Origin of the sequence: Limosilactobacillus secundus (assembly GCF_020784695.1) — a bacterium.
In the GTDB taxonomy this organism is placed as follows: domain Bacteria; phylum Bacillota; class Bacilli; order Lactobacillales; family Lactobacillaceae; genus Limosilactobacillus; species Limosilactobacillus reuteri_F.
Genome location: NZ_JAJGUA010000039.1, coordinates 1 through 22,131 on the forward strand (window position 1 = coordinate 1; position 22,131 = coordinate 22,131).

A 22,131-nucleotide genomic window follows, 5' to 3' on the forward strand; every position below is an offset into this window, starting at 1 on the left:
GGTCATATGATGCCAGATCATGTGCACTTGTTAGTAAGTATTCCGCCGAAGCTAAGTGTATCGCAGTTTATGGGATACTTAAAAGGGAAAAGTGCATTAATGATGTTTGATCGACATGCAAACTTAAAATACAAATATGGGAACCGACATTTTTGGGCTGAAGGCTACTACGTAAGTACAGTTGGATTGAATGAATCCACGATAAAGAAGTATATCCGAGATCAAGAGAAACATGATATAGCAATGGATAAGCTAACAAGTGTGGAATATTCGGACCCTTTTAAGGGTAAGTGAAGTAGTACAAACACCGCTTAAAGCGGTGGCAAAGTAGTCAGAGCATTTTGGCTTGAGCAAAGCGAAAGCCAGCGCCTTGAGACGCCGGCTTTTATTATCGGCTTATAGCCGATGTGCAAACCACCCGTTTGACGGGTGGTTATGATTTTTAAAAAATATTTTAGGCGCTCCGAAAAAATGATATAATGAAAATGGAGGTGAGGAGAGTGACGGTAATTTATGTTCATAATACTAATCAATCACAAAATATTACTTGTTCAGATGGCTCACAAGGTGTATTGCGAGTTAGTAAAACGAATAATGCAGTGCGGTATAATTTTAAATTTTATAGCCACGCACATCTTGGATTCTGGTTAGATAAGCGGCAATTCTATGATGGTAAGTCATTAATTGTAAAAGGAGTTTTGGAAAATGAACGATTAGAAATTAAATTTGTTAACTAGCGAAAAGACGTTTAGAAGTCATCGTCTAAGTTTGACTTAGGATGAGTTCTAAACGCCTTTCTTTTATTTCAAGGGGGGATCCCAAAGAATATTCACTAAACTATTAGATGATTTTTTCTGCATGACTTAATACATCAGCGATCAAGGTCATTACCTGTGGATCCTCTAAATGATAGATAACGGTTTTTCCTTCTCGCCGTTGTTGAACTAAATTATATTTTCTCAATAGTTGCAGCTGGTGAGAAACCCCCGATTGTTCCCAGTTCAACTTCATACTAATTTCTGAAACGCTCATCGAATGTTGAATCAGCAAATATAATAATTGTAACCTTTTAGGATTCCCTAGTAATTTAAATAATTGACTGATTTTATTAACATTTGGAATATCTGTTGTCCAACGGTCTACCACAATAAATATCACTTACTTTCTATAAACTCCCTAATAGTAATTTAGTGAATATTAATAATAAACTGCCTACCTTTATTCTAGAACAGAAAAGAATTTTTTTAAAACAAAAAAGCAAGAAGTATAGCTTTCATTATACTTCTTACTATGTAACGTATAATTATTTAAAATTAATTACAGTGATAAACGTTGTCCCACAAAGATTGTGTATGGACTTTGAATATTATTCTTAGCTGCAATTGACCGCCAGTTTAATCCGTGGTAGGCAGCAATCTTTGATAGTGAGTCACCGCTTTGAACCACGTAGTTTCCGTGATTGGTAGTGGAATAGTGTGAGGTGCTTCTTTGAACACTAGCACTATTGTTAATCCGTAATTGTTGACCAACCTCAATTAAATTAGGGTTACTAATGTGGTTGGTTGAAGCTAATGCAGATGTGGTAGTGTTAAAACGAGCGGCAATTTGTGAAAGGGTATCACCACTTTTAACTGTGTATGTGCCATTAGCATTAATAGTAACTTGTTTATTTTGCTGGCTTTCTTGGTGGTGAGTAGTAGTATTTTGAGCTATAGTTTTTTGATGAAGCGTTAATACTTGACCTACATGAATCATGTTAGGATTACTAATATGATTGAGCTGAGCTAATTGAGTATAAGTGGTGTTAAACTTACCAGCGATTCCTGAAAGGGTGTCACCACTTTTAACTGTGTATGTATTACTATTGGTTGTAGTATTAGTTTCATTTTGCTTAGAGTTTGTTTGTTGCTGTTGTTTAGCAGGTTGACGAACCAAGAGCCGTTGACCAACATAAATGCGGTTAACATTGTGGATATCGTTTAAGGCAGCGAGGTTATTCACAGTCGTATTAAATTGTCCGGCAATGCGTGATAATGTGTCCCCGCCCTTAACAGTATAGTAACTGGTATTAGAAACAGTTACATTAGTTTCTGGAGTTTGAGCACTTTCAGTTTGCTTATTCGTAACAACTTTCCCAGAAAGTGCAACGGCATCTAACTGGTTTAAGTTATATGTCTGAACAAAACGAATTAAGGTACTAGCATAGCTTGGATCAGTAGCATAGCCGTCTTGACGAAGCTTATTTGCAACAGATGCATAGTTAGTGTCGCCAAGTAAGTTCCGATAACGACTATTTACGTTGAGAAAACGACCATGATCAGTAACTGATTCGGAGTTGTTAGCGTAGGCCCGGAAATTGGCGTTAACGTAAACGCTCCGGCCACCATAAACTTCCCGTGTACGCATTACAACTGAATTTCCATTATAGGAACCCTTAATTCCAAATAAGTTATGGGCTTGGGTTGATAAGGCTGAACGGCCCCAACCGCTTTCAACGATAGCCTGGGCAACCGTAATTGAAGGAAGAACTTTGTATTCATTCCATCCTTGGATTGCACCAGGAGCAACACTTTGGATGAATGCTTGTTGTGAAGCGTTATTACTGAAATGGAGAGTACTTAAATTCGTTGTGGAGTTCTCTTGCGGTGCAGCAACGGCACTAGCAGCCTTTGGAGCAGCAGGAGTAGCTTGTTTAGCTTCAGCAGACTGTGCTGAAGCTGAATCAGCTGCGGTTTGGCTAGCAACAGTTTGGCTGGCATTAGAAGCAGCATTATTTTCTGTTGAGGCGCTATTTGCTGTGCTTTGAGCGACAGCAGAAGAATCAGCTGTGCTATTTGTATTATTTTGTGTGTTGGCATTAGTAGTAGCGGCAGGTTCTGCAGAAGAAACTGAAGCATCATCCGCATGAGCAACAGCGCCGCTAGCAGTTAATAAGGTAACAGCAGTTAATCCAGCGAAGACCCATTTTTTTCCGCTTTTGTACATTTTAAAATGGGTTGATGGATCATTATTAGATTGACGATTCATTGGCAGTGACTCCTTAAGTTATATTTGAAATTCCTAAACATTACTCCTAAAAGTGGCTTATTAAGCATTTCATAAATTAAAATAATATCAAAAAGGTCCAAAAGTTTAAGAAGTTCTAAAGATTCAACTACCTATAAACTAGCATTAATTCTCTTTAGCGTCAATTTAACTTTGAAGGTAAAAAGTAAAGGAAATCCTTTAAAACTGGGGAGAAAATATTATAAAATCAATAATTATCATCTTCACAAAGCGTATTTTATCAAATGAAAAATATTTTTAGATAAATGATAAATTAAACATATGTAATAGAACCCATTTTGTAAAAATAGCGATTAAAACTATATTTAAAGTAACCGTCGATTGTTTAAATGTGGTGAGCTATAATAATGGAATAACTTAAACGAAATTAATCAAGGAGTTTTAGAATGGTTGCTAAGTTAAAAGATGTTGCTCAATTAGCCGGGGTCTCAGTAACTACTGTTTCAAGAGTAATAAATAATTATGGTTCTTTAAGTCAAAAGACGATTGACAAGGTCCATGCGGCGATGCGAGAGTTGAATTACCAACCCAATGCCTTGGCACGGGCGATGCAGGGGAAACCATCTAAGTTTGTTGGCTTGATTTTTCCTAATTTAATTAATCCATTTTTTGCAGAATTAGCAAATGAGCTTGAACACGAATTATTTAAAAAGGGTTATAAAACAATTATTGCATCATCGGCACAAAATCCGGAAATAGAGCATGAATACTTAAATATGTTGATGGCAAATCAAGTAGATGGGATTATTTCGGGTTCTCATAATCTGGGAATAGAGGAATATCACCAACTTACTGCTCCAATTGTTTCTTTTGATCGATATCTTGCCGATAATATTCCGATTGTTGCAGCTGATAGTTACCACGGGGGTGAATTAGCAGCGAAGTATTTAGTAGAACATGATGTAAAACACTTGGCGGTAATTGTGGATGAAGATACGTCTGTTTCACCTACCATCAATCGAATTCAGGGAGCACTCGATTTTTTGAATAAACAGAAACGAGATTTTGAACCTTTAGCTATCCAACATTTGGATCTTGAGGCTACGTTCCCTGGTAATTATGATGGAGTGTTGGCTTCTAATGATGTTCAAGCATTAACGATTAGCAATCTTTACTCTCAGGCAGGAAAGCAAATAAATAAAGACTTTTTTATTACAGGTTATGATGGTTCGCGATTAATTCGGAAAATAGCGCCTTACCTTCCAACGATAATCCAACCAATTCCATTGTTAGCCCAAGAATTAATTGAAACTTTAATGAAGCGAATAGAAACACCTCATGAAAAGATAGAAACTAAACTTGTTCCGGTTGAATTTTATCAACCAAAATAAGCAGAAAAAGGACCTAGAAGAAAGTAATGTTTTCTTCTAGGTCCTTTTTAGATTAGAGCAGAGAAAGATTATTAGTTCTGCTTTAGAAAATATTTAGCTTTGATTTTGCTTCAAATGGTATGAATGGTAATGTTACTTACTTTGCATGAACCGTTGAAGCAATTCGACTTCTTCTGAAGTTACTGGAGTATTGGATGATTTAATTTCGTGAATTCGTTCAACAGATAAATGACTGCCGAAAGCAACTTCATTATCATTTAAGTCATTTTCGCGCTCAAAGTTAATCAATTCTTGAGCAAGCTCACTCAAATTGTCCATGAAAACATTCCTCCTTAGTAGGTATATTATTAAATAATACTAACCTTATCTCTTATTCTAAATCAAGACACAGTTTGTTACCAAAAATTAGTTTAGCACAGTTTGAACTTATCCTTGTAGTTATTTTATTAAATTTATTCGTTTGTTATTAAGATTTAACGACAAGTGAATCAATTTGTGTGATAATCATAATAAATAATTTAGAGAATGGAGTATTGAAAATTATGAGTTGGAATTGGCTAGGATGGCTATCGTGGATATGTGCAATTGTCTTTTTTTGTTATGTAATCCACTATATTCGTGTTAAACAATTAATGTTGATTGCGAAGACAAAAAAAGTATTTAAATTAAATTTAGTGATCCGTTATGTGATCTTATTAGTTGTCTCGCTATGTTGGCTCGGGGGGATGTCATATCTCACATTTTTCCGTCCAGTTGACATTAATAATCATCAACAAACACAGACTTCAATTACCTATCGCCCACTTCAAATGGGAAATGAGTCCGATGATTTCTATTATGTTTTAGCGACTCGTAGTAAAAGCGGGAAGCACCCAATTGTGTCATATACGTACTGGGCTGGAAATGATAAATACACAACAAATTCACGGTATGGATCGGTTGCTGATGGGTCACGGATAGTTACCTTAGATGCGAGTGCTTTGCCATGGGATAAAAAGGAATTAGAAAAAGAGGATGCCAAGACAGGACATGCTTTTGCAGCGGTAATGGATGTAAAGTATAAAAATACTGTTATTAATGGTTTAGGGTTCAAAGCAAATCATAGTGCTGTAACCTATACACTCTTACGTGTACCTTCCTCTGATATGGTAGCTGAACGTTAAAATGGACCAGCAAACAGTAAAATTAAAATGGGTTGCCCTTACAAGTTTGTTGAACAACACTGGGGCAGCTTTTTTATGGCCGCTTACAACTATGTACCTTCATAATTACCTTGGGCAAACTTTGACAACTGCTGGGTTTGTAATGTTGATAATGTCAATTGCCATGATGATGGGAAATTATTTAGGAGGATGGTTGTTTGATCATTGGAAACAATATCAAACAGCTATTTTAGGAGTTAGCCTCTCAACATTAGCAATATTCTTATTGATCTTTATTCATGGTTGGCCATGGTATGCTGTCCTAATTACGATTAATAGCTTTGGAGATGGAATCAATGCTACGATTATTAATTCTTATGGGACGTTGATTAGTGATCATTCTTCCCGTTATGTTTTTAATTATATTTATATGGCCTTTAATATCGGAGTTGTAATTGGAACGTTGCTAGTGGGCGTTCTTTTACCGATTAGTGTAGTAGTAGTTTTTGCTGTAGCAACAATCTTTTATGCTTTGTTAATGCTAGTAGTAGTTTTAACGTTTAACGTGGCCGTAGATGCAATTAAAAATAATTCAGAGATACAGGAACACTATCATGTTTCCCGCCAATTACATTCGCGATGGATCATCTTGGTTTGGTTTATTCTCATAAACTATATTACGGTTCATTTAAGTTATTCCTTATGGGAAAGTGTAATGGCAGTCCATATGACAAATATGGGAATTCCATTTTACGCTTATAGTATGTTATGGACATTAAATGGGGTATTAATTATTATCGGACAACCACTCGTTAATAAATTAAGTCCCTATGTTCGTTTATCAACGCAAATTATTGTGGGAATCTTTATTTTTGCCCTATCTTTCCTCTTGTTAATTTTTGCTCGGACTTTGACAGCATTTGTTATTGATTTTGTAATCTTAACAATTGGTGAAATGACCAGTTTTGCTGGCCTACCTGCTTGGATTGCCCAACTGACTAATGTCGATGAAGCTGGGCATTACCAAGGATTGCTTAATATTATGATGTCGGTTGGACGGGCAATTGGTCCATTGTATGGTGGATTTGTCATTGAAAAGGGAAGTTATCAATTTTTATTTATTTCAGTCTTTTGTCTAATGACCGGTACTTTGATTATTATCTGTCTTTATTTATGGTATTTACACCGAGTTCAGCGACGGCTTAATTTAGATAAATGATACCCAAAATCTGTAAGCTATGGTAAAATCACTAATGTATTATAAAAGCATTGATGTAGAAACAAAGTGCCTGTGTAATTGACAGAGATCCAGTTGAACTGAGAGCTGGGAGCAGACATGATCCACCTCTACTAGCTGAAAGGATGAATTTTAGTAGTCTGTTCCGGTGATTCCGTTATCGTCAGGAGTTAACGCAACTCCATGAGGCAGTGGCTGTGAGGTTACTGTGAAATAGAGGTGGAACAGTGATGAATATCGCCCTCTAAGGCTGTTAAGGTCTTAGAGGGCTTTTGTTTTTATACGTAACGAAAGGGGAAACACAGTTAATGGATTATCAAAAGCCAAAGGGAACTGCAGATATCTTACCAGGAACTACAAGCATTTGGGAAAAAGTAGAACAAAATGCGCACGAAGTTTTTAACCAGTTTGGATACCGTGGAATTCGAACACCGATGTTTGAAGACTATCATGTTTTTTCACGGAATGTGGGTGATACTTCAGATATTGTTGAAAAAGAAATGTACGATTTCCATGATAAGGGTGATCGTCATATTGCATTGCGTCCAGAGGGGACAGCTGGAGTAGTACGGGCTTATGTAGAAAATAAGCTCTATGGTCCAGAATATCCTAAACCTTATAAAGTTTATTACATGGGACCAATGTTTCGGTATGAACGACCACAATCAGGGCGACAACGTGAATTCCACCAAATTGGAGTTGAGGCATTAAACAATGAGTCACCACAGATTGATGTGGAAGTTATTTCAATGGCAATGGCTCTCTTTAAGAAGTTTGGGGTACCAAATGTTAAATTAGTTATTAATACCCTTGGGGATAAGAAAGTTCGTGAAGATTACCGTGAAGCATTAATTAACTATTTGAAGCCTCACTATGATGAATTGAGTAAAGACTCTCAAGAACGTTTATATAAGAATCCATTGCGTGTGCTTGATAGTAAGGATGAAGGTGATAAGAAGATTGTTGCGGAAGCACCATCAATCCTTGATTATCTTGATGAAGAGTCCCAAGCTTACTTTGACGAAGTGCAGGCACTATTAAATAAATTAGGAATTGACTTTGAAATTGACACTAATATGGTGCGGGGATTAGATTACTATAACCATACTATTTTTGAAATTATGTCAGACTCACCAGTATTTGGTGGGGGTTACACAACTGTTTGTGCAGGGGGCCGTTATAATGGTTTGATTAGCCAGCTTGGTGGTCCTGAAGAAGGTGGAATTGGCTTCGGAATGGGTGTCGAACGGTTAATGCTCTTACTCCAAGAAGAAAATCCTGCATTTGCTCCTCAAGATCAACTAGATGTCTTCTTCGCTAGTGCTGATCAGCAGGGGGATGAAATGGCATTTGAAGTCCTCAGTAAAATTCGTCAGCAAGGAATTGTGGCTGATAAAGATTACAGTGGAGTAAAAGTTGGTAAGCAGATCAAAGAAGCTTTCCGTCGTAATGCAAAATATTTTGCAGTGTTTGGCGCTCGTGAAGTTGAAGAAGGAACTTTCCAATTAAAGAATGCTGCTACTAAGGATGCAACAACTATTAAAGTTAGCGATTTTGTAGCAAATCCAGCAGAATATTTGAAATAACTAAAATAAAAGCGAGCGGGAAAGTACTTTCTTAATAAGGCTAGCCGCCACTAAAAAAGGCAGAAACTAAGAGATCATAGAAAAGTTCTCTTAGCCTCTGCCTTTTTTGAATAGGATATTATTTTAACGGCAAATATTTCCAAGGGCGTTATAATTTACATCGCGGGTTGCATAATCCTCTATTAGCTTGTTTACAAGGCGATCTAATTCTCGTTGTTCATTTTCACTCAATGTGTGGTAAGCAGCTTCAGCAATTTTGTCTCGACGCTTTAGCAGATTATCAGCAACTTCGATACCTTCTGTGTTAAGTTGAATTTTGTAGTCCTCCTCGTTAATTGGGGTGGTAGTTGCCAAGTTGTTTGTTACTAATGCTTTAGTAGCATCTTCAAGGTCACTTGGCCGGTAATCGAAGTCGTAAATTAGTTGTTTGCTAGTTAAACCGTCATCATGTTTACGTAAAATCCGGAGAAGACGGTGAAAATTGTGACGATCAGGAAAACCTGGTAAGCAATAATCACCATGACGTTCTTCTTCAATGTGTACTTGGCACTTCAACATTGATTGGTATTTTTCAAAATTTTTAACATCTATAAATAATTTGGTTGTTAACTCTGACATATTATTTACCTCCAAATTAGTTCACTGAAACGTTCGTCACTTATTATAATAATATTAATATTAAGTGATTAATAGTAAAACGGCTCGGTAAATAATATTCCAATCAGTCTACTGCATAGGTTCCCATATCATTTGCGACGACAACATTTCCTGCGTAATCTTTTCCGTCATTCTTGGTTAAGCCAACTTTATTATAGGCAAAAGTTACGGTTGTAGTAGCTCTGACAGCAGTTCCCATTACTTCTCCAGTATCAGTATTAACTCCTGATGGCATATCTACCGCAATGACAACCGCATTAGTTTTATTAATCGCATTAATCGCATCAGCATAAGTTCCTTTTACTGCACGATCGATTCCGATTCCAAACATGGCATCGACAATTAATGTTGCCTTATTAAGGACAGCGAGATCAGCGGTTTCGGGAATTTGATAATATTGAGCGATTTTTTCTTGTGTTTGGTGTTCAGCAGATGCATGTTTAGGATTACCGATGTTGAGGATTGTTACATGGACACCAGCAATATGCAGCAAACGTGCAATGGCTATTCCATCCCCGCCATTATTTCCACTACCAGCAACTACTACCACATCTTTTAGTGCAATTGGAAAAGCATGTAAAATTTCATCGCGAACGGCTAATGAAGCTCGTTCCATTAACACAAGGGAAGGGATACCGATTGTATTAATGGTGTAAGAATCGTAATATCGCATTTCTTCTGCAGTAACAATTTTGTCAGTCATAATCTAAGCCTCCTAAGATTAAGATACATTTTTAATGTACCACTATTTTAGAATCATGAGATGCAAAGGAGAATTTTTTTACGTATATATTAATTAAGAGAATAAAAAGTAAGCTAGCTTGTGAGTTTTTCGCCACACTCCGGTTAAATATTTTACTTAAAATAATAGGGACTGTGACATAAGTTAAGTTACTTTTATAAAAAGCAAATACGCAGTACAACAATGGCCTCTAATGTCCGGCAAAAACCGAACGTTAGAGGCCTATTGTTGCTTGCGGGGGCTCCCAGAGGCTAGCTTCGCGTCGAAAAACGAAGTCACAAGTGACTTCTGTCTCGCTCCCTTTAGAGTATTAATAAATAATAACGGGTTCATTTTGCTTTAACTCATGGAAGGCTTGACCAGCCACACTTGGTTGCATATTAATACAACCGTGCGAACCATCGCTTAGGTAAGCAGTCTTAGACCAATTGTGACGCCAACTTGCATCGTGGAAGCCACATCCTGTTAAAGTAAACGGCGACCAATAATTAACTTTACTTGCATAACTTGATCCATCATCGTTTTGACCACGGAGAACGGAAGGACTTTGTTGGTACATGATATACCAGACTCCCTTTGGCGTTTTGTTGCCTTCATTATTAGTTCCGCTAACGATATCTGTTTCAAGGACACATTTACCATCTTTGTAGAAATAAGCTCGTTGGTCAGCTAATGAAACCTCAGCATAAGTGTCGCCAATACCATTATTGGATGTAACATTGTAGCCGAGTCCAGCAGTGTTATAGCCTTTCCCTTCAATATCGTGTTTGCCATCAACTTCTTGACGACCATCGATAATTGCTTTAGTTAATGAATTACCAGCTTTTTTCTCGCTAATTTTCCAACCATAGGAACCATTAGCTGTAGTGGTAATTTCTGCTCCAGAATGGGTTTTAAATTTAAATGGTTTATCAAGAGTTGCATGTTTTTCATTGATTTTCTTTACTTGTTTATTTAAGGCTGTGGTGTCGAAATGATACTTGCCGTTTTGATAAGTTGCCCGGGTAATAATTTGATTGGTAGTGAGGCTATACTTTTCATTTTGAACAAGGTAAGTAACTTTCTTCCCTTTTAGCTTACTTAACTGTTTTTCCTCGTTTTTAACAATTTTACTATTTGCGGTAATCGGCTGTTCCTTATGTAAAGTAATGTTAATTTTAGTACTTCCTGCTTGATTATTTAGTTGATTAACAGCATTTTGTAAATCATATTTATTACCCTTAACTGCAGGAACTATAGAAATTTTCTCATTTTGGTAGATTGCGTAAGCATCAACGGGAGCTTTACGACCTGTGTTGAGCTGATGTATCTTGTTAGTTAATTTGTTTTTAGCAATATTAAGCGAATCTTGATCAAAGTTATCTGGCTTTATTGATAAGTTTCTTGCTTGATGTGATGGAAAAAATGTAAACTGCTTTTTTAGTGCTTGATTAAATTTTTGTTCATCATTATTGCTAAAATTAGCCTTCATGGATTTAGTTTGGTAAACTAGCTTATTGTCAACATATACCTTGGTTGCTCCTGAGGTCCCCTTTACCTTATCAAAAGCTTGCTTGGCTGTTAGTCCCCCAACGGCAACGTTATTGATGGTTACGTTTTTATTGAAATGATTTTTCTGGTGAACAGTCATCCCCGCAATCATTATAATTAATAATGCTCCTATTCCTGCTATCCAGTATTTAATATATGAATGCATTGTACCTTCCTCAAATCGAAAATAAATAATTACGTTCCTATCTTAGCATGGAAAAGTGATAACTCAATAAAGAATTTATAAAGTTACAGTGTTCTTAAATAACGATCAATACCATCTAAAAGAAACTTAAAAAATAAACAAATATTTAATAGCAGAAATACTTTGAAGAAGACCCGCCAATTAATTATTTTTAATGAAAAGTGAAAAAGATCATAAATAATAACTAAAAGAATAAAAAGGATGTTGGCTCGTAAAATATCCTTTGACCATTTATGGTTGATGGTATACGACCAAATATTTGATATGAATGAAAAAATTGATGTCATAATAGAATCCTCACGATTATTACGCAAGATTTGCATAAATGATAGCAACAATAAAGAAAAAGATAGCAGTTAAGTATGAAACTTTAAGATTATCTCGCATTTTGTACACCTTTTTTAAAGTATATTGAATAAAAAATTCCCTATAATTATAATAGTGATGTTTTGAATTATCTGTAAAGGAGAAATTAATTTGAACTTACGAGTAAAGCATTGGATTTATGGAATATTTTGCTTATTAGTAGCAATAATTGCAATTGGTCCAGAATTACGTGCTACTTCGAATGCCCATCCCCAAAAAGCAGTAGTTGAATCGCAAGTAAAAGAAAAACCAACACAAGAAAAGGAACTCGATAATAGTGAAAGTCATATGCGAACCCCAATTGATTGGCATAAGTCATCGGAAACAGTTCCGTATCCAGATTTAAATAAAGTGAAGGACTTCTGGATTAAAGTTGACTTAAAAAATAATCGGACATATTTGTATGATGGTTCAAAAGTTATTTATACAATGTATAGCACAGGTGGAATTTATAAAAAAGATCCTAAAACTGGTAAGCTGAAAAGTGCGACCCCGACAGGAACATTTTATGCTCAACAAGAGCGAGGAGATAGCTTTTTTAATCAATCGTTGAAAGAGGGAGCTAATTACTACGTTTCTTGGAAGAATCATGGAGAATACTTGTTCCATAGTGTTCCGACTAAAGCGGACGGAAAATATAATGAACAAGAAGCTGCTAAACTTGGAAAAACGCAGGGTTCACACGGATGTATTCGGCTTTCGGTGCCAGACGCTCAATGGATGGAAAAGAATTTGCCAGTCGGTACTAAGGTTGAGATTGTTGGCTAATTGTGTAGCGCTAAAATCTTAAAGGTAATCAAGAGTAGATCAATTATTAGAAAGAAGAAAATTATTTGAGTGATTGAAATTTTGATTAATGGGATGAAGTATGTAAGAAGATTATAAAAGCTAATTATAATTAGCAAAATAAAATTACTTCCAAGTAAGTGATTAAAAAAATGTCCATGTTTTAGGCGTGAAATCATATTAATAGTCCTCCTTAACTATTAAGAGTGTGTTTTCAGGCAAAGTTTGAAGCCATTTAGCATCGGGGGTTGACACCTGGATAGTATTTTCAATTTTAGATGCTTTTCGTAGGTTGCGTGAGGCCTGATGATTATTCATATCTGTAACGGGTGTTTCAATGTAGTTCCCGTTAGTCACTCCTAACCAATTCTTAGCGATAGCTTGCTGAGAACCATTAATATGATAAATTTGCTGCCCTTGAGCATGAAGTAAGCGGAAAGGATTTTTTTGTGCTGGTAGATTAATCTGTGCGTGGATAATGTAAATAACTTGTCGCTTATTTGAGTTGATAACTAGAATTCTTTTTGCTTGCTTGATAGCGACCAATTCAATAGGAGTGTTATCGATCTTGGGGTATGTCCAATTTTCAGAGGAACGGTGAATATTAGGGGTACGAAGCCGATTTTGGTTAAGAATTTGACTTGTTTTGCTAGCCTGGGGAATAAAACTAGCAGCATTATATATACAAAGATTAAAAATTAGAACAAAAATAAGGAATAGACCAGTTGAGATGAAAAGCAGAGATTTAAGTTCTTTATTCATAATGAATTCCTTTATTATTTATTATTAAGTTTATCTTACCGTACTTGAAGAAAATAGGAGAATAGATTTTATGAAAAAATTGACAGTTTTTATTTTATCTCTATTCATGATGCTAATGGTGGGAAGTCAATCCGTATTAGCAAATAATCGAATTGATGCTTCTGCAGCGATCATGGCTGATGCTTCAACAGGGCAAATTATCTATAAGCAAAATGTAGATAAGGCTCTTCCGGTAGCCTCAATTACAAAATTATTAACCATTTTAGTAATAGAAGATGAAATCCAACAGAAGCAACTTTCGTGGGATACTCAAGTAAAAATAACTCCTGAAATTGCGGCTATTTCTAATGATGCTGCTTATTCTTCAATCGGATTAAAATCTGGTCACTCTTATTCAGTTCGGACATTAATCAATGCAGCCCTTGTAAAGTCAGCTGATGGGGCTACTGTCGCACTTGCAACAGCTACCGGGGATGGAACCGATGAATTTAATCTTAAAATGATGCAAAAAGCCAAAAAAATTGGAATGACTAAGACAAACATTGTTAATTCGGTCGGATTAGATAATGGAGATATGAAAAGTTTTAAGTTAGCTGACCTTCCTAATAATGCTGCTAATACGATGAGTGCACGGGATGTTGCCATTTTATCGCAATACTTTGTAAAACATTATCCTGAACTTTTGCAAATTACAGCACAAAAAGAAGTAAAATTTCAAATAGCAAAAGATCAAGTTAAGACTGAAAAAAATCTTAATAAGATGTTACCGGGAGAGCAGTATGCTGTAAAAGGGGTAACGATTGACGGACTGAAGACGGGAACCTCTGACAGTGCGGGAGCTTGTTTTGCAAGTACAGGTAAGTACCAGGGCCATCGCATTATTACTGTTATCTTACATTCAAAAGGGAGCAATAAAGATAATCGATTTAAGGCTACTCAGAATTTATATAAGATCCTTAAAACAGAGGATCATTTACAAAAAATAAAAGTTCCATCATCAGTGACAACACGTAAAGTAGCTAATGGGGTTGAAAAAACAATGAAACTCACGCCACAACATGTAACTATCTGGAGTCCGTACGATACAAAAACGAACTATACGATTGGAACACAATATAAAAAGAAAAAACTAGAAGCACCCATCTGGAAAGGTGAACGTGTTGGCAGTTTAAGGATAACGAGTGATCAGTTAGAAACGCTTAATGGTGAACCGTTAACTTACTCTTTATACAGTGCTAATGATGTTCGCCGCGGAAACTTTTGGCAACGCCTTCTGCATTAAAATAATTTTTGACTGCATTATTGTTCTTAGGCTTACAATCTAAGTAAAAAAGCGGGTGAAAATTATGAAAAAAAGTCATATTGGAATTGGTGTAGTGATAGTAGTTGTTATCCTGGCAATAATTAGTAGTGCAGTTTGGTGGCAGCAAAAACACAGTAAATATATCCAATCAACAACGCCAACGCTATTCTTTCATGGTGGAGGCAGTAGTTATCATGCAGAAGAGCACATGGTAAACGCTGCTAAAAAAGCCGGGGTAACGAGCACAGTCCTGCGAGCTGATGTTGCTAATAACGGAAAAGTCACCCTTCATGGTTCAATGCATAAAGGAGCCATCAATCCGATTGTTGAGGTAAACTATGATAATAATAGGCAGTTGGATTTTAATAAACACGGTGAATATGCGACAAATGTTGTAAAGATATTACAGAAACGCTATCGCATAACTAAGATTAATATGGTTGGCCATTCCCTGGGAAATATTTCGATTATTTACTATATGTTGCAAAACGGTAAAAAGCAGAATATGCCGCAATTACAAAAACAGGTTGATATCGCAGGCCATTTTGCTGGCTTGAATTTTAAACAGGTACCTGCTGCTATTCGGCAACCAGTTGGAATGAAATTAAATAAAGATGGGAAGCCAAACGAAATGAATGCCACATATCGTCAAATGACAAAAGTACGGCAAATTTATCCGAAAGGCCAAGTAGCAGTTCTTAATATTATTGGTGATATTGGCAATCGTTCAGATGGAACTGTTGATAATGCATCTTCGTTGTCACTTAAATATTTAGTGGCTGCTCGTGCAAAATCATACCGTGTTCTAAAAATAACAGGAAAAGATGCTCAACATTCGAAACTTCATAATAATGCTCAAGTTGATAAGGCATTGATTAATTTCTTATGGGGTAAATAATAAAAAATCAGACGCAGAAAAATTCCGCGTCTGATTTTTTGTTACATTTGGCTATGATGACAATGGTGACTATTTAAATATTGTTTAGTATATGCATCAACTGCTCGTAATGCTTGAGCAACATCATCTGGAGTTACCTTAAATGGCAAACGATCCATAGTATCTTGTTCTGAACAGGCGGCTTTTCCAGCATTGAGCAATTCTTCATCAGTGACATTTTCTAAATGTAAATCAGCAAGAGTAGTTGGCAGCCCTAAAGAAAGAATAAATTGGAAGTATTTGTTATAACGTTCTTGATCAGCGCCTTCAAGCATTAATTGGGTAAGAGTTCCGTATGCGACTTTTTCACCGTGTGTAAAATCATGAGTCTCTTCTAAAATTGTTAAGCCATCATGAATAGCATGGGCACCAGATAAACCACCACTTTCAAAACCGAGACCACTCATCAAGGTATTAGCCTCAACAATATTAGCAAATGCTGGTGTAACAACATGTGCTTCTGCATCAGCTACTGCTAGGTGCGAGTAATTAAATAATGTTTCTTCACACTTCTGAGCGATTGCATTTCCGACAAGGGTTTGTTTTTCACCAAGCATTGTATCGCTATTAGCTTTAGCAACTGCTTGTGCTTCAACATTGGTAGCTAAAGCATCAGCAATACCTGAAATTAACATTCGAACAGGGCCATTAGCGATAACTTGAGTATCAACTAAGACCAAGTCAGGATTTTGGTTGTAGAAACGATAATGGTCAAATCCACCGTCATCAGTATAGATTACTGAGAGACGTGAACAAGGAGCATCATTTGAAGCCAATGTTGGCATAATTACAACTGGTAAATGGAGATTGTCGGCAATCGCTTTGGCGGTATCAACTGTTTTACCACCACCAAGACCATAAACGACGGTTACATTATTTTCTTTACCGATTTCTGTGACCCGGTTTACTTCGTTAGTGGATGATTCACCATTAAATTGAACACGGGTGACATCATAACCACTTTCTTGAAGATATTGTTCAAAACGCTTACCTACAATTTTATAGACTGTTTCGCCAGCCAATAATAATGGCTTTGTGCCAAAGTTTTTAAGATACTTATCACTTTCAAAAAGAACACCTTTGCCTTGAATGTAAGATGATGGTGAGCCAAATTCTTCAACCATAAAAATCCCTCCATTATTCTTTGTGTACAGATTAACAATATCACTTTTATTAATGGAGAGAAAGTTTAGCTGACTGAAATTAGCTTAAACTTAAAAAAATAGAGCCTAGGTAGAACACAGTGCTCTGCTAGACTCTACTATTCTATTTTGTACCTTTACTACTTATTATTAGCGTCTGGGTTAGTGATCTTAATACGGTTGGAATCAGTGGAAGAATGGTTTTGCTCAGGGGCGTCAGTGCTGTAGTCATCTACAGTTGAACGATCCCCATTTTCTGAGTAAATACTTGTTGATTTAATTCCTTTCTTCTTCTCAATTTGCTGTGCTCGTTTTAGACCATTTGAATAATTGTAATCAGCTGGGTTAACATTTTTAAACCCTTTTGGATGGTAGAACCGCAAGAGATTTTTTTCGTTTAACGAATCAGAAAGGGTTAATTCCTCATTTACAAAATCTTGATCTTTCTTTAACTTCTCTTGCTGCTTTTTGGTAAGTTTAGCTTCTTTACCAGTTTTATTATTGTAAATTGTTCCGCCCACACTAGTATAAGTTGGCGTAACAAAATCCCGATTACGGAAGGCAACCACTTGATTATGCTTGCTAGAAAAGAGATCGGTTCCGAATTGAATGTAGCGTTTACTGCTAATTCCTAATAAGTGAAGGAGGGTTGGAAGAACATCAACTTCCCCACCATAGGTATGATAAACTTTTCCGTGACCCGTACCAGGGATGACAAACATTAGCGGCACACGTTGAAGTTGAGCGTTATCGAAGTCTGTCCAATCATCGGCACTCTTTCCCAGAACACTTGCTAAGGAAGTATTCTCACTATTTGAAATCCCATAATGGTCACCATAGATCATTATGATTGATTTCTTGTCAAGACCAGTCTTTTGAAGATAATTAAAGAATTCTTGAATTGATTGATCCAGATAATGAGCAGTTACAAAGTAATTATCGACGTTACTGTCCCCAGTATTAGTAGTTTGGAAGTTTGGATCTTTATCCTCATCATCAAGCGTGTAAGGGAAGTGGTTAGTAACAGTGATATATTTCGCGTAGAATGGTTGCTGTAAACTTTGAAGATACTTGATGGAGTTTTTAAATAATAACTTATCTTTAAGTCCATATCCGGTAGCTTTGTCTCCAGAAGTATCATAATAACTAGCATCAAAGAAGTACTGATAGCCTAAATTTTTGTATACATTATTGCGGTTCCAGAAACTAGCAACATTTCCATGGAGGACTGCACTCGTGTAACCGGCACGTTGATTAAGAATAGCTGGAGCGCCTTGGAAGGTATTATCGCTTCCGAGTGTGGCAAATAAAGATCCTTGTGGCAAGCCAAATGTACTAGTCTCTAAAAGGTTTTCCGCATCACTAGTTTTACCTTGACCGACTTGATGGAAGAAATTATCAAACGAGTAGGTATCCTTGCCATTATAAAGCGAGTTAAGGAATGGGGTAACTTCTTGCCCGTTGATCTTCTTGTTAATCAAAAATTGTTGGAAACTTTCAAGGTGAATGATAATCACGTTACGTCCTTTAGCAATTCCATACATTTGTGGATTAGCCGGAGCGTAGTGCTTGTCAGTAAATTTCTTAACTTTCAGTAGTTCAGGTTTAGTAGCACTCTGTCGCATGTTATTGATATGTTGCGATTTTACTAAATCATAGCCAGTAAAAGTATCAATTCCAAGATATTTTACAATGTAAGAACGATCAAATGTCCGGCCAAGTAATTGAGGACGACTCATTTCCGCAAAAGACAAATTAACCCCAAATAAGACAAGACCAACGGAGCTAAATGCGAATGCTAACCGTGTTCCAATTGCTCGGGGATCAAATTTGATAACTTTACAGAGCATTAAAATAAGAATTACGACGATATCTAACCAGTAAAAGACATCATGAAAGTTAGTGAGGGCAAGTGAACTACCACTTAAACCTTGATTAACTTTTGAATAACCTGTCATCGTAGCAATTGTCATAAAATCGGTAAATTCACGATAATAGATGACGTTTAAATAAAGTAATAATGTGTTCGCAATGTCTAGCCCCATAATAACTGGGTAGAAGAACCGTGAACGCTTAAAGTAGAATGCTAAACTGTAAATAAAAAAGGTGGTTGCTAACGGGTTAAAAATTAAAATAAGGTATTGAAAAATTCCCGTAACACCAAGCTTAAAGTCAGTAAAGTAAGCAAACAGGGTCTTTAACCAAAAAAGGATAACTAGGAGGGTGAAAAAACCAATCCTAGTATCCACAAATTTGCTTAATTTTTTCATTAGGAATGTTCCTCGCAATCAATATGGTTTGTTCTAGATTATCGAAGTCCAATTTCGACAAATCAAGAATTATTTTATCATAGATTACTATAAAACATCCTTTTTATGGAAATCATTGAAGAAACTTAATTCTTTGCTGGGACCAAGGCAGGAACAGAAAGCCAGTCGTAACTAAATAATTTTTTAAGCTTTTTATTTACTGGAATCCATATCCCTGCTTTCAAAATATCAACTAATGATGCGCGTAAAGTTTTATCTTCCCGATATTGTTTAGTTAATGGAATCTTGAGCAGGTGGCCTTCTTCAGTAATTACGGTAACGTTTTTCGAAGTAACTTTAATAATCTTAGCGGCAACAATATTTGGTTGACTAGTGTCTCTAAGTTTCATAATAATTCCTTCCTTCTATATTTTTTAGTCTACGTGGAGAATATGAAGAATATGTGTTTAAAGCTCAAAATTAATTCTTAAATAGTTTTAAGCGTTTGTAAGCGGTACAATAAGAATATGGAGGGATCGTTATGACTAAATTAAATATTTACCTTGTTCGCCATGGACAGACTTTCTTTAATATTTACAATAAACTGCAGGGGTGGAGCAACTCCCCACTAACGATGAAGGGTAAAGAAGATGCAAAGGTAGCTGGTGAGAAGTTACAAAACATTCACTTCGATGGTGCTTTTTGTAGTGACCTTTCCCGAGCAATGGAAACAGCACAAGTAATTTTAAATCTTAATAACGCTAATTCTGTAGCTCATCCAGTCACTGCTCCTTATTTTCGGGAAGAGTTTTATGGATCATATGAAGGAACGAATATGGATCTTGCTTGGTACAACGCGGGCGCTCCTCATGGCTTTAAGAACTTCCGTGAAATTGTAACAGCATATTCCATTGGACAAGCTAAAGACTGGTTAAAGGATGCTGACCCATTTCATGATGCCGAAAACAATGAAGAATATTGGCAACGAATGGATAAAGGCATTGAATTAATTCGTAATGCTGATTTACCTGACGACGCAAATATTTTATGGGTAAGTCATGGAAATACTGTTCTAAGCTTAGTAGAACGGTTTGGTCATGGAAAGTATGATGTGACTGAGCGTCCAGCAAATGGAAGTCTGACGCGCGCAACGTTGACTGATAATGATATGGAAATTGTTGAATATAATAAGTAGCCTAAGTAATAAAGGCGAAAATGTTAAAAGGAGCGAGACAGAAGTCACTCGTGACTTCGTTTTTCGACGCGAAGCTAGCCTCTGGGAGCCCCCGCAAGCAACAATAGGCCTTCAGCGTTCGACTTTGCCGGACACTGAAGGCCATTGTTGTACTGCGCTGTTCGTATTTTATGGAAGTTACCTAACTTATATCACAGTTCCTTTTAAACAATAAATATGCATTTGTTGAATTAATCTGACTTATTATGAAGTTTATTGAAAACGCTTGCTAAAATTAACAGGAGGGAGAAAGAAGACTTAAGGAGTGAGGAAGATGGGAGAAGCAACAGCAGAGAAAAAACATCGGTTTAAACTAAAGATGCCAGGCGCGTTTACGATTTTATTCTTTCTAACGGTGATTGCAGTAATGCTTACTTGGATTGTTCCAGCGGGAAGTTATTCTAAGCTAGCATATGTCAATAACCATCTCCAAGTAACACAACCAACTGGAGAAAAAATTAGTTATCCGGCAACACAGGCAACATTAGATAAATTGCATATTCAGATTGATGTCGACCAGTTTAAATCCGGCGCAATCAATAAACCGATTTCAGTGCCAGGAACTTATAAGCGGCTTGAACAACATCCGGCTTCGGTCAGCGATATTTTCTCTAGTATGGTCGACGGTACGATTGAATCAGTTGATATTATGATTTTTATCTTAGTTTTAGGTGGTTTGATTGGTGTTGTTAAAGCAAGTGGAGCCTTTGAATCTGGGCTAGCCGCACTATCTACCAAGACTAAAGGAAAAGAATTTATTTTAGTGTTTCTCGTGACAGTTTTACTAGCCCTTGGTGGCACGCTATGTGGGATTGAAGAAGAAGCAGTTGCCTTTTATCCAATCTTAGCCCCGGTTTTTATTGCAATGGGTTATGATTCAATTGTTTGTGTTGGGGCTATTTTCTTAGCAAGTTCACTTGGAACAACATTTTCAGTAATCAATCCGTTTTCAGTTGTAATTGCATCAAATGCTGCTGGGACAACTTTTACGCAAGGAATGGCAGGACGAATCTTTGGTTTGGTTATTGCAGTTGCTTGTTTATTATTTTATCTGCATTGGTATGCACGCAAAGTACAACAGAACCCCCAGTTTTCTTATTCATATGATGATCGGGCTAAATTTGATCAAATGTGGGGAATGACTACTAGCGAAGAAAAAGATCAGCGGTTTACTTTAAAAAAGAAAATCATTTTAATTTTATTTGCTTGTGCTTTCCCAATTATGATTTGGGGAGTAATGGCCAAAGGATGGGCTTTTCCTAATATGGCATCAGCCTTCTTGACAATTGCTATTATTATTATGTTTTTAACTTGTTTTGGACATCAAGATGGTTTGGGTGAATATAAGACGACAACAGCTTTTTCTGATGGAGCAGCTAGTTTAGTCGGTGTATCATTAATTATTGGTTTGGCACGAGGAATTAATAAAGTGCTTAACGATGGCTATATTTCTGACACGATTCTCTATGCTTCTTCAAAAATGGTTGCGCATATGAACGGATCATTTTTTATTATTGTGATGATGCTAGTATTCTTTGTCTTAGGTTTTATCGTCCCATCATCATCTGGTTTAGCAGTGCTAGCAATGCCAATTTTAGCACCATTGGCGGATACAGTTCATATTCCACGATATACGGTTGTTACTGCATATCAATTTGGTCAATATGCAATGTTATTCTTAGCACCGACTGGATTAGTAATGGCAACCTTGCAAATGCTCGATATGCGGTATTCTCATTGGCTGCGTTTTGTGTGGCCGGTAGTTGTCTTTGTATTAATCTTTGGTGGTGGATTATTGGTAACGGAAGTATTAATTGCAGGATAATAAAAAGTCTGGGTAAGAGAAATTCTCAAAC

21 protein-coding genes are annotated in these 22,131 nt (G+C 36.5%); 11 read left to right on the top strand and 10 right to left on the bottom strand.

Going from position 1 to position 22,131, the window contains the following annotated elements:
* On the top strand, positions 1–294 hold a 294-nt coding region (gene tnpA, locus LMB57_RS06970; RefSeq protein ID WP_229278044.1), incomplete at its 5' end, for an IS200/IS605 family transposase.
* 206 nt (positions 295–500) lie between these two features.
* Positions 501–737 carry a hypothetical protein gene (locus LMB57_RS06975; RefSeq protein WP_229271541.1) on the top strand — a complete coding sequence of 79 codons (237 nt, stop codon included), beginning with the start codon at positions 501–503 and terminating at the stop codon, positions 735–737.
* Between the two features lie 103 nt (positions 738–840).
* Here the strand turns inward: LMB57_RS06975 and LMB57_RS06980 are convergent, their stop codons facing one another.
* Both LMB57_RS06980 and LMB57_RS06985 read right to left on the bottom strand, forming a co-directional pair.
* On the bottom strand, positions 841–1,158 hold the full coding sequence (locus LMB57_RS06980) for an ArsR/SmtB family transcription factor (RefSeq protein WP_003665080.1): 318 nt from the start codon (positions 1,156–1,158) through the stop codon (positions 841–843).
* 159 nt (positions 1,159–1,317) lie between these two features.
* Positions 1,318–3,027, bottom strand: coding sequence for a LysM peptidoglycan-binding domain-containing protein (locus LMB57_RS06985; protein WP_229271540.1), 1,710 nt, complete (start codon positions 3,025–3,027; stop codon positions 1,318–1,320).
* 425 nt (positions 3,028–3,452) lie between these two features.
* On the opposite strand from LMB57_RS06985, the gene LMB57_RS06990 reads away from it, so the two are divergent.
* Complete coding sequence (locus LMB57_RS06990) at positions 3,453–4,397, top strand: LacI family DNA-binding transcriptional regulator (protein WP_229271539.1); 945 nt, start codon at positions 3,453–3,455, stop codon at positions 4,395–4,397.
* 132 nt (positions 4,398–4,529) lie between these two features.
* Here the strand turns inward: LMB57_RS06990 and LMB57_RS06995 are convergent, their stop codons facing one another.
* The gene (locus tag LMB57_RS06995; RefSeq protein WP_003665077.1) at positions 4,530–4,715 is read right to left on the bottom strand and encodes an LBP_cg2779 family protein; all 186 of its coding nucleotides are present in this window, start codon (positions 4,713–4,715) and stop codon (positions 4,530–4,532) included.
* Between the two features lie 224 nt (positions 4,716–4,939).
* On the opposite strand from LMB57_RS06995, the gene LMB57_RS07000 reads away from it, so the two are divergent.
* From LMB57_RS07000 to hisS, 3 genes are all read left to right on the top strand, one after another.
* Positions 4,940–5,560 carry an LVIS_2131 family protein gene (locus tag LMB57_RS07000; RefSeq protein ID WP_229271538.1) on the top strand — a complete coding sequence of 207 codons (621 nt, stop codon included), beginning with the start codon at positions 4,940–4,942 and terminating at the stop codon, positions 5,558–5,560.
* A 1-nt stretch (position 5,561) separates the two neighbouring features.
* Entirely contained in the window at positions 5,562–6,758 is a 1,197-nt protein-coding gene (locus LMB57_RS07005) for an MDR family MFS transporter (protein WP_229271537.1), read from the top strand.
* A 326-nt stretch (positions 6,759–7,084) separates the two neighbouring features.
* Positions 7,085–8,362: a histidine--tRNA ligase gene (gene hisS / locus LMB57_RS07010; protein ID WP_229271536.1), complete on the top strand. Its 1,278-nt coding sequence runs from the start codon at positions 7,085–7,087 to the stop codon at positions 8,360–8,362.
* Between the two features lie 123 nt (positions 8,363–8,485).
* Here hisS and LMB57_RS07015 read toward each other — a convergent pair whose 3' ends face one another.
* The 3 genes from LMB57_RS07015 to LMB57_RS07025 form a co-directional block, all read right to left on the bottom strand.
* Positions 8,486–8,980, bottom strand: coding sequence for a helix-turn-helix domain-containing protein (locus tag LMB57_RS07015; RefSeq protein WP_229271535.1), 495 nt, complete (start codon positions 8,978–8,980; stop codon positions 8,486–8,488).
* A gap of 103 nt (positions 8,981–9,083) precedes the next feature.
* On the bottom strand, positions 9,084–9,722 hold the full coding sequence (locus LMB57_RS07020; RefSeq protein ID WP_229271534.1) for an NAD(P)H-hydrate epimerase: 639 nt from the start codon (positions 9,720–9,722) through the stop codon (positions 9,084–9,086).
* Positions 9,723–10,071: 349 nt separating this feature from the next.
* Complete coding sequence (locus tag LMB57_RS07025; protein WP_229271533.1) at positions 10,072–11,457, bottom strand: L,D-transpeptidase; 1,386 nt, start codon at positions 11,455–11,457, stop codon at positions 10,072–10,074.
* Positions 11,458–11,973: 516 nt separating this feature from the next.
* On the opposite strand from LMB57_RS07025, the gene LMB57_RS07030 reads away from it, so the two are divergent.
* Positions 11,974–12,630 carry a L,D-transpeptidase gene (locus tag LMB57_RS07030; RefSeq protein ID WP_229278152.1) on the top strand — a complete coding sequence of 219 codons (657 nt, stop codon included), beginning with the start codon at positions 11,974–11,976 and terminating at the stop codon, positions 12,628–12,630.
* A 198-nt stretch (positions 12,631–12,828) separates the two neighbouring features.
* Here the strand turns inward: LMB57_RS07030 and LMB57_RS07035 are convergent, their stop codons facing one another.
* The gene (locus LMB57_RS07035; protein WP_229271531.1) at positions 12,829–13,410 is read right to left on the bottom strand and encodes a hypothetical protein; all 582 of its coding nucleotides are present in this window, start codon (positions 13,408–13,410) and stop codon (positions 12,829–12,831) included.
* A 70-nt stretch (positions 13,411–13,480) separates the two neighbouring features.
* Between LMB57_RS07035 and LMB57_RS07040 the strand changes: the two genes are divergently transcribed.
* Together LMB57_RS07040 and LMB57_RS07045 are read left to right on the top strand one after the other, a co-directional pair.
* Complete coding sequence (locus tag LMB57_RS07040) at positions 13,481–14,692, top strand: D-alanyl-D-alanine carboxypeptidase family protein (RefSeq protein WP_229271530.1); 1,212 nt, start codon at positions 13,481–13,483, stop codon at positions 14,690–14,692.
* Between the two features lie 64 nt (positions 14,693–14,756).
* The gene (locus LMB57_RS07045; protein ID WP_229271529.1) at positions 14,757–15,611 is read left to right on the top strand and encodes an alpha/beta hydrolase; all 855 of its coding nucleotides are present in this window, start codon (positions 14,757–14,759) and stop codon (positions 15,609–15,611) included.
* 41 nt (positions 15,612–15,652) lie between these two features.
* Here LMB57_RS07045 and LMB57_RS07050 read toward each other — a convergent pair whose 3' ends face one another.
* From LMB57_RS07050 to LMB57_RS07060, 3 genes are all read right to left on the bottom strand, one after another.
* A complete protein-coding gene (locus LMB57_RS07050) occupies positions 15,653–16,774 on the bottom strand; it encodes a glycerol dehydrogenase (protein WP_229271528.1) in 1,122 nt (373 codons plus the stop codon).
* Positions 16,775–16,932: 158 nt separating this feature from the next.
* A complete protein-coding gene (locus LMB57_RS07055) occupies positions 16,933–19,062 on the bottom strand; it encodes an LTA synthase family protein (protein ID WP_229271527.1) in 2,130 nt (709 codons plus the stop codon).
* Between the two features lie 125 nt (positions 19,063–19,187).
* A complete protein-coding gene (locus LMB57_RS07060) occupies positions 19,188–19,451 on the bottom strand; it encodes a hypothetical protein (RefSeq protein WP_229271526.1) in 264 nt (87 codons plus the stop codon).
* Between the two features lie 131 nt (positions 19,452–19,582).
* On the opposite strand from LMB57_RS07060, the gene LMB57_RS07065 reads away from it, so the two are divergent.
* Both LMB57_RS07065 and LMB57_RS07070 read left to right on the top strand, forming a co-directional pair.
* Positions 19,583–20,236, top strand: a complete 654-nt coding sequence (locus LMB57_RS07065; protein ID WP_102816351.1) for a histidine phosphatase family protein — start codon at positions 19,583–19,585, stop codon at positions 20,234–20,236.
* Between the two features lie 313 nt (positions 20,237–20,549).
* A complete protein-coding gene (locus LMB57_RS07070) occupies positions 20,550–22,100 on the top strand; it encodes a YfcC family protein (protein ID WP_229271525.1) in 1,551 nt (516 codons plus the stop codon).
* Positions 22,101–22,131: the final 31 nt, after the last annotated feature.

Coding starts and splice junctions, on each gene's coding strand:
- LMB57_RS07015 (WP_229271535.1), bottom strand. CDS start 8,980: ATGTCAGAGTTAACAACCAAATTATTTATAGATGTTAAAAATTTTGAA.
- LMB57_RS07060 (WP_229271526.1), bottom strand. CDS start 19,451: ATGAAACTTAGAGACACTAGTCAACCAAATATTGTTGCCGCTAAGATT.
- LMB57_RS06995 (WP_003665077.1), bottom strand. CDS start 4,715: ATGGACAATTTGAGTGAGCTTGCTCAAGAATTGATTAACTTTGAGCGC.
- LMB57_RS07065 (WP_102816351.1), top strand. CDS start 19,583: ATGACTAAATTAAATATTTACCTTGTTCGCCATGGACAGACTTTCTTT.
- LMB57_RS07000 (WP_229271538.1), top strand. CDS start 4,940: ATGAGTTGGAATTGGCTAGGATGGCTATCGTGGATATGTGCAATTGTC.
- LMB57_RS07020 (WP_229271534.1), bottom strand. CDS start 9,722: ATGACTGACAAAATTGTTACTGCAGAAGAAATGCGATATTACGATTCT.
- LMB57_RS07070 (WP_229271525.1), top strand. CDS start 20,550: ATGGGAGAAGCAACAGCAGAGAAAAAACATCGGTTTAAACTAAAGATG.
- LMB57_RS06985 (WP_229271540.1), bottom strand. CDS start 3,027: ATGAATCGTCAATCTAATAATGATCCATCAACCCATTTTAAAATGTAC.
- hisS (WP_229271536.1), top strand. CDS start 7,085: ATGGATTATCAAAAGCCAAAGGGAACTGCAGATATCTTACCAGGAACT.
- LMB57_RS07025 (WP_229271533.1), bottom strand. CDS start 11,457: ATGCATTCATATATTAAATACTGGATAGCAGGAATAGGAGCATTATTA.
- LMB57_RS06990 (WP_229271539.1), top strand. CDS start 3,453: ATGGTTGCTAAGTTAAAAGATGTTGCTCAATTAGCCGGGGTCTCAGTA.
- LMB57_RS07005 (WP_229271537.1), top strand. CDS start 5,562: ATGGACCAGCAAACAGTAAAATTAAAATGGGTTGCCCTTACAAGTTTG.
- LMB57_RS07055 (WP_229271527.1), bottom strand. CDS start 19,062: ATGAAAAAATTAAGCAAATTTGTGGATACTAGGATTGGTTTTTTCACC.
- LMB57_RS07045 (WP_229271529.1), top strand. CDS start 14,757: ATGAAAAAAAGTCATATTGGAATTGGTGTAGTGATAGTAGTTGTTATC.
- LMB57_RS07040 (WP_229271530.1), top strand. CDS start 13,481: ATGAAAAAATTGACAGTTTTTATTTTATCTCTATTCATGATGCTAATG.
- LMB57_RS07035 (WP_229271531.1), bottom strand. CDS start 13,410: ATGAATAAAGAACTTAAATCTCTGCTTTTCATCTCAACTGGTCTATTC.
- LMB57_RS07050 (WP_229271528.1), bottom strand. CDS start 16,774: ATGGTTGAAGAATTTGGCTCACCATCATCTTACATTCAAGGCAAAGGT.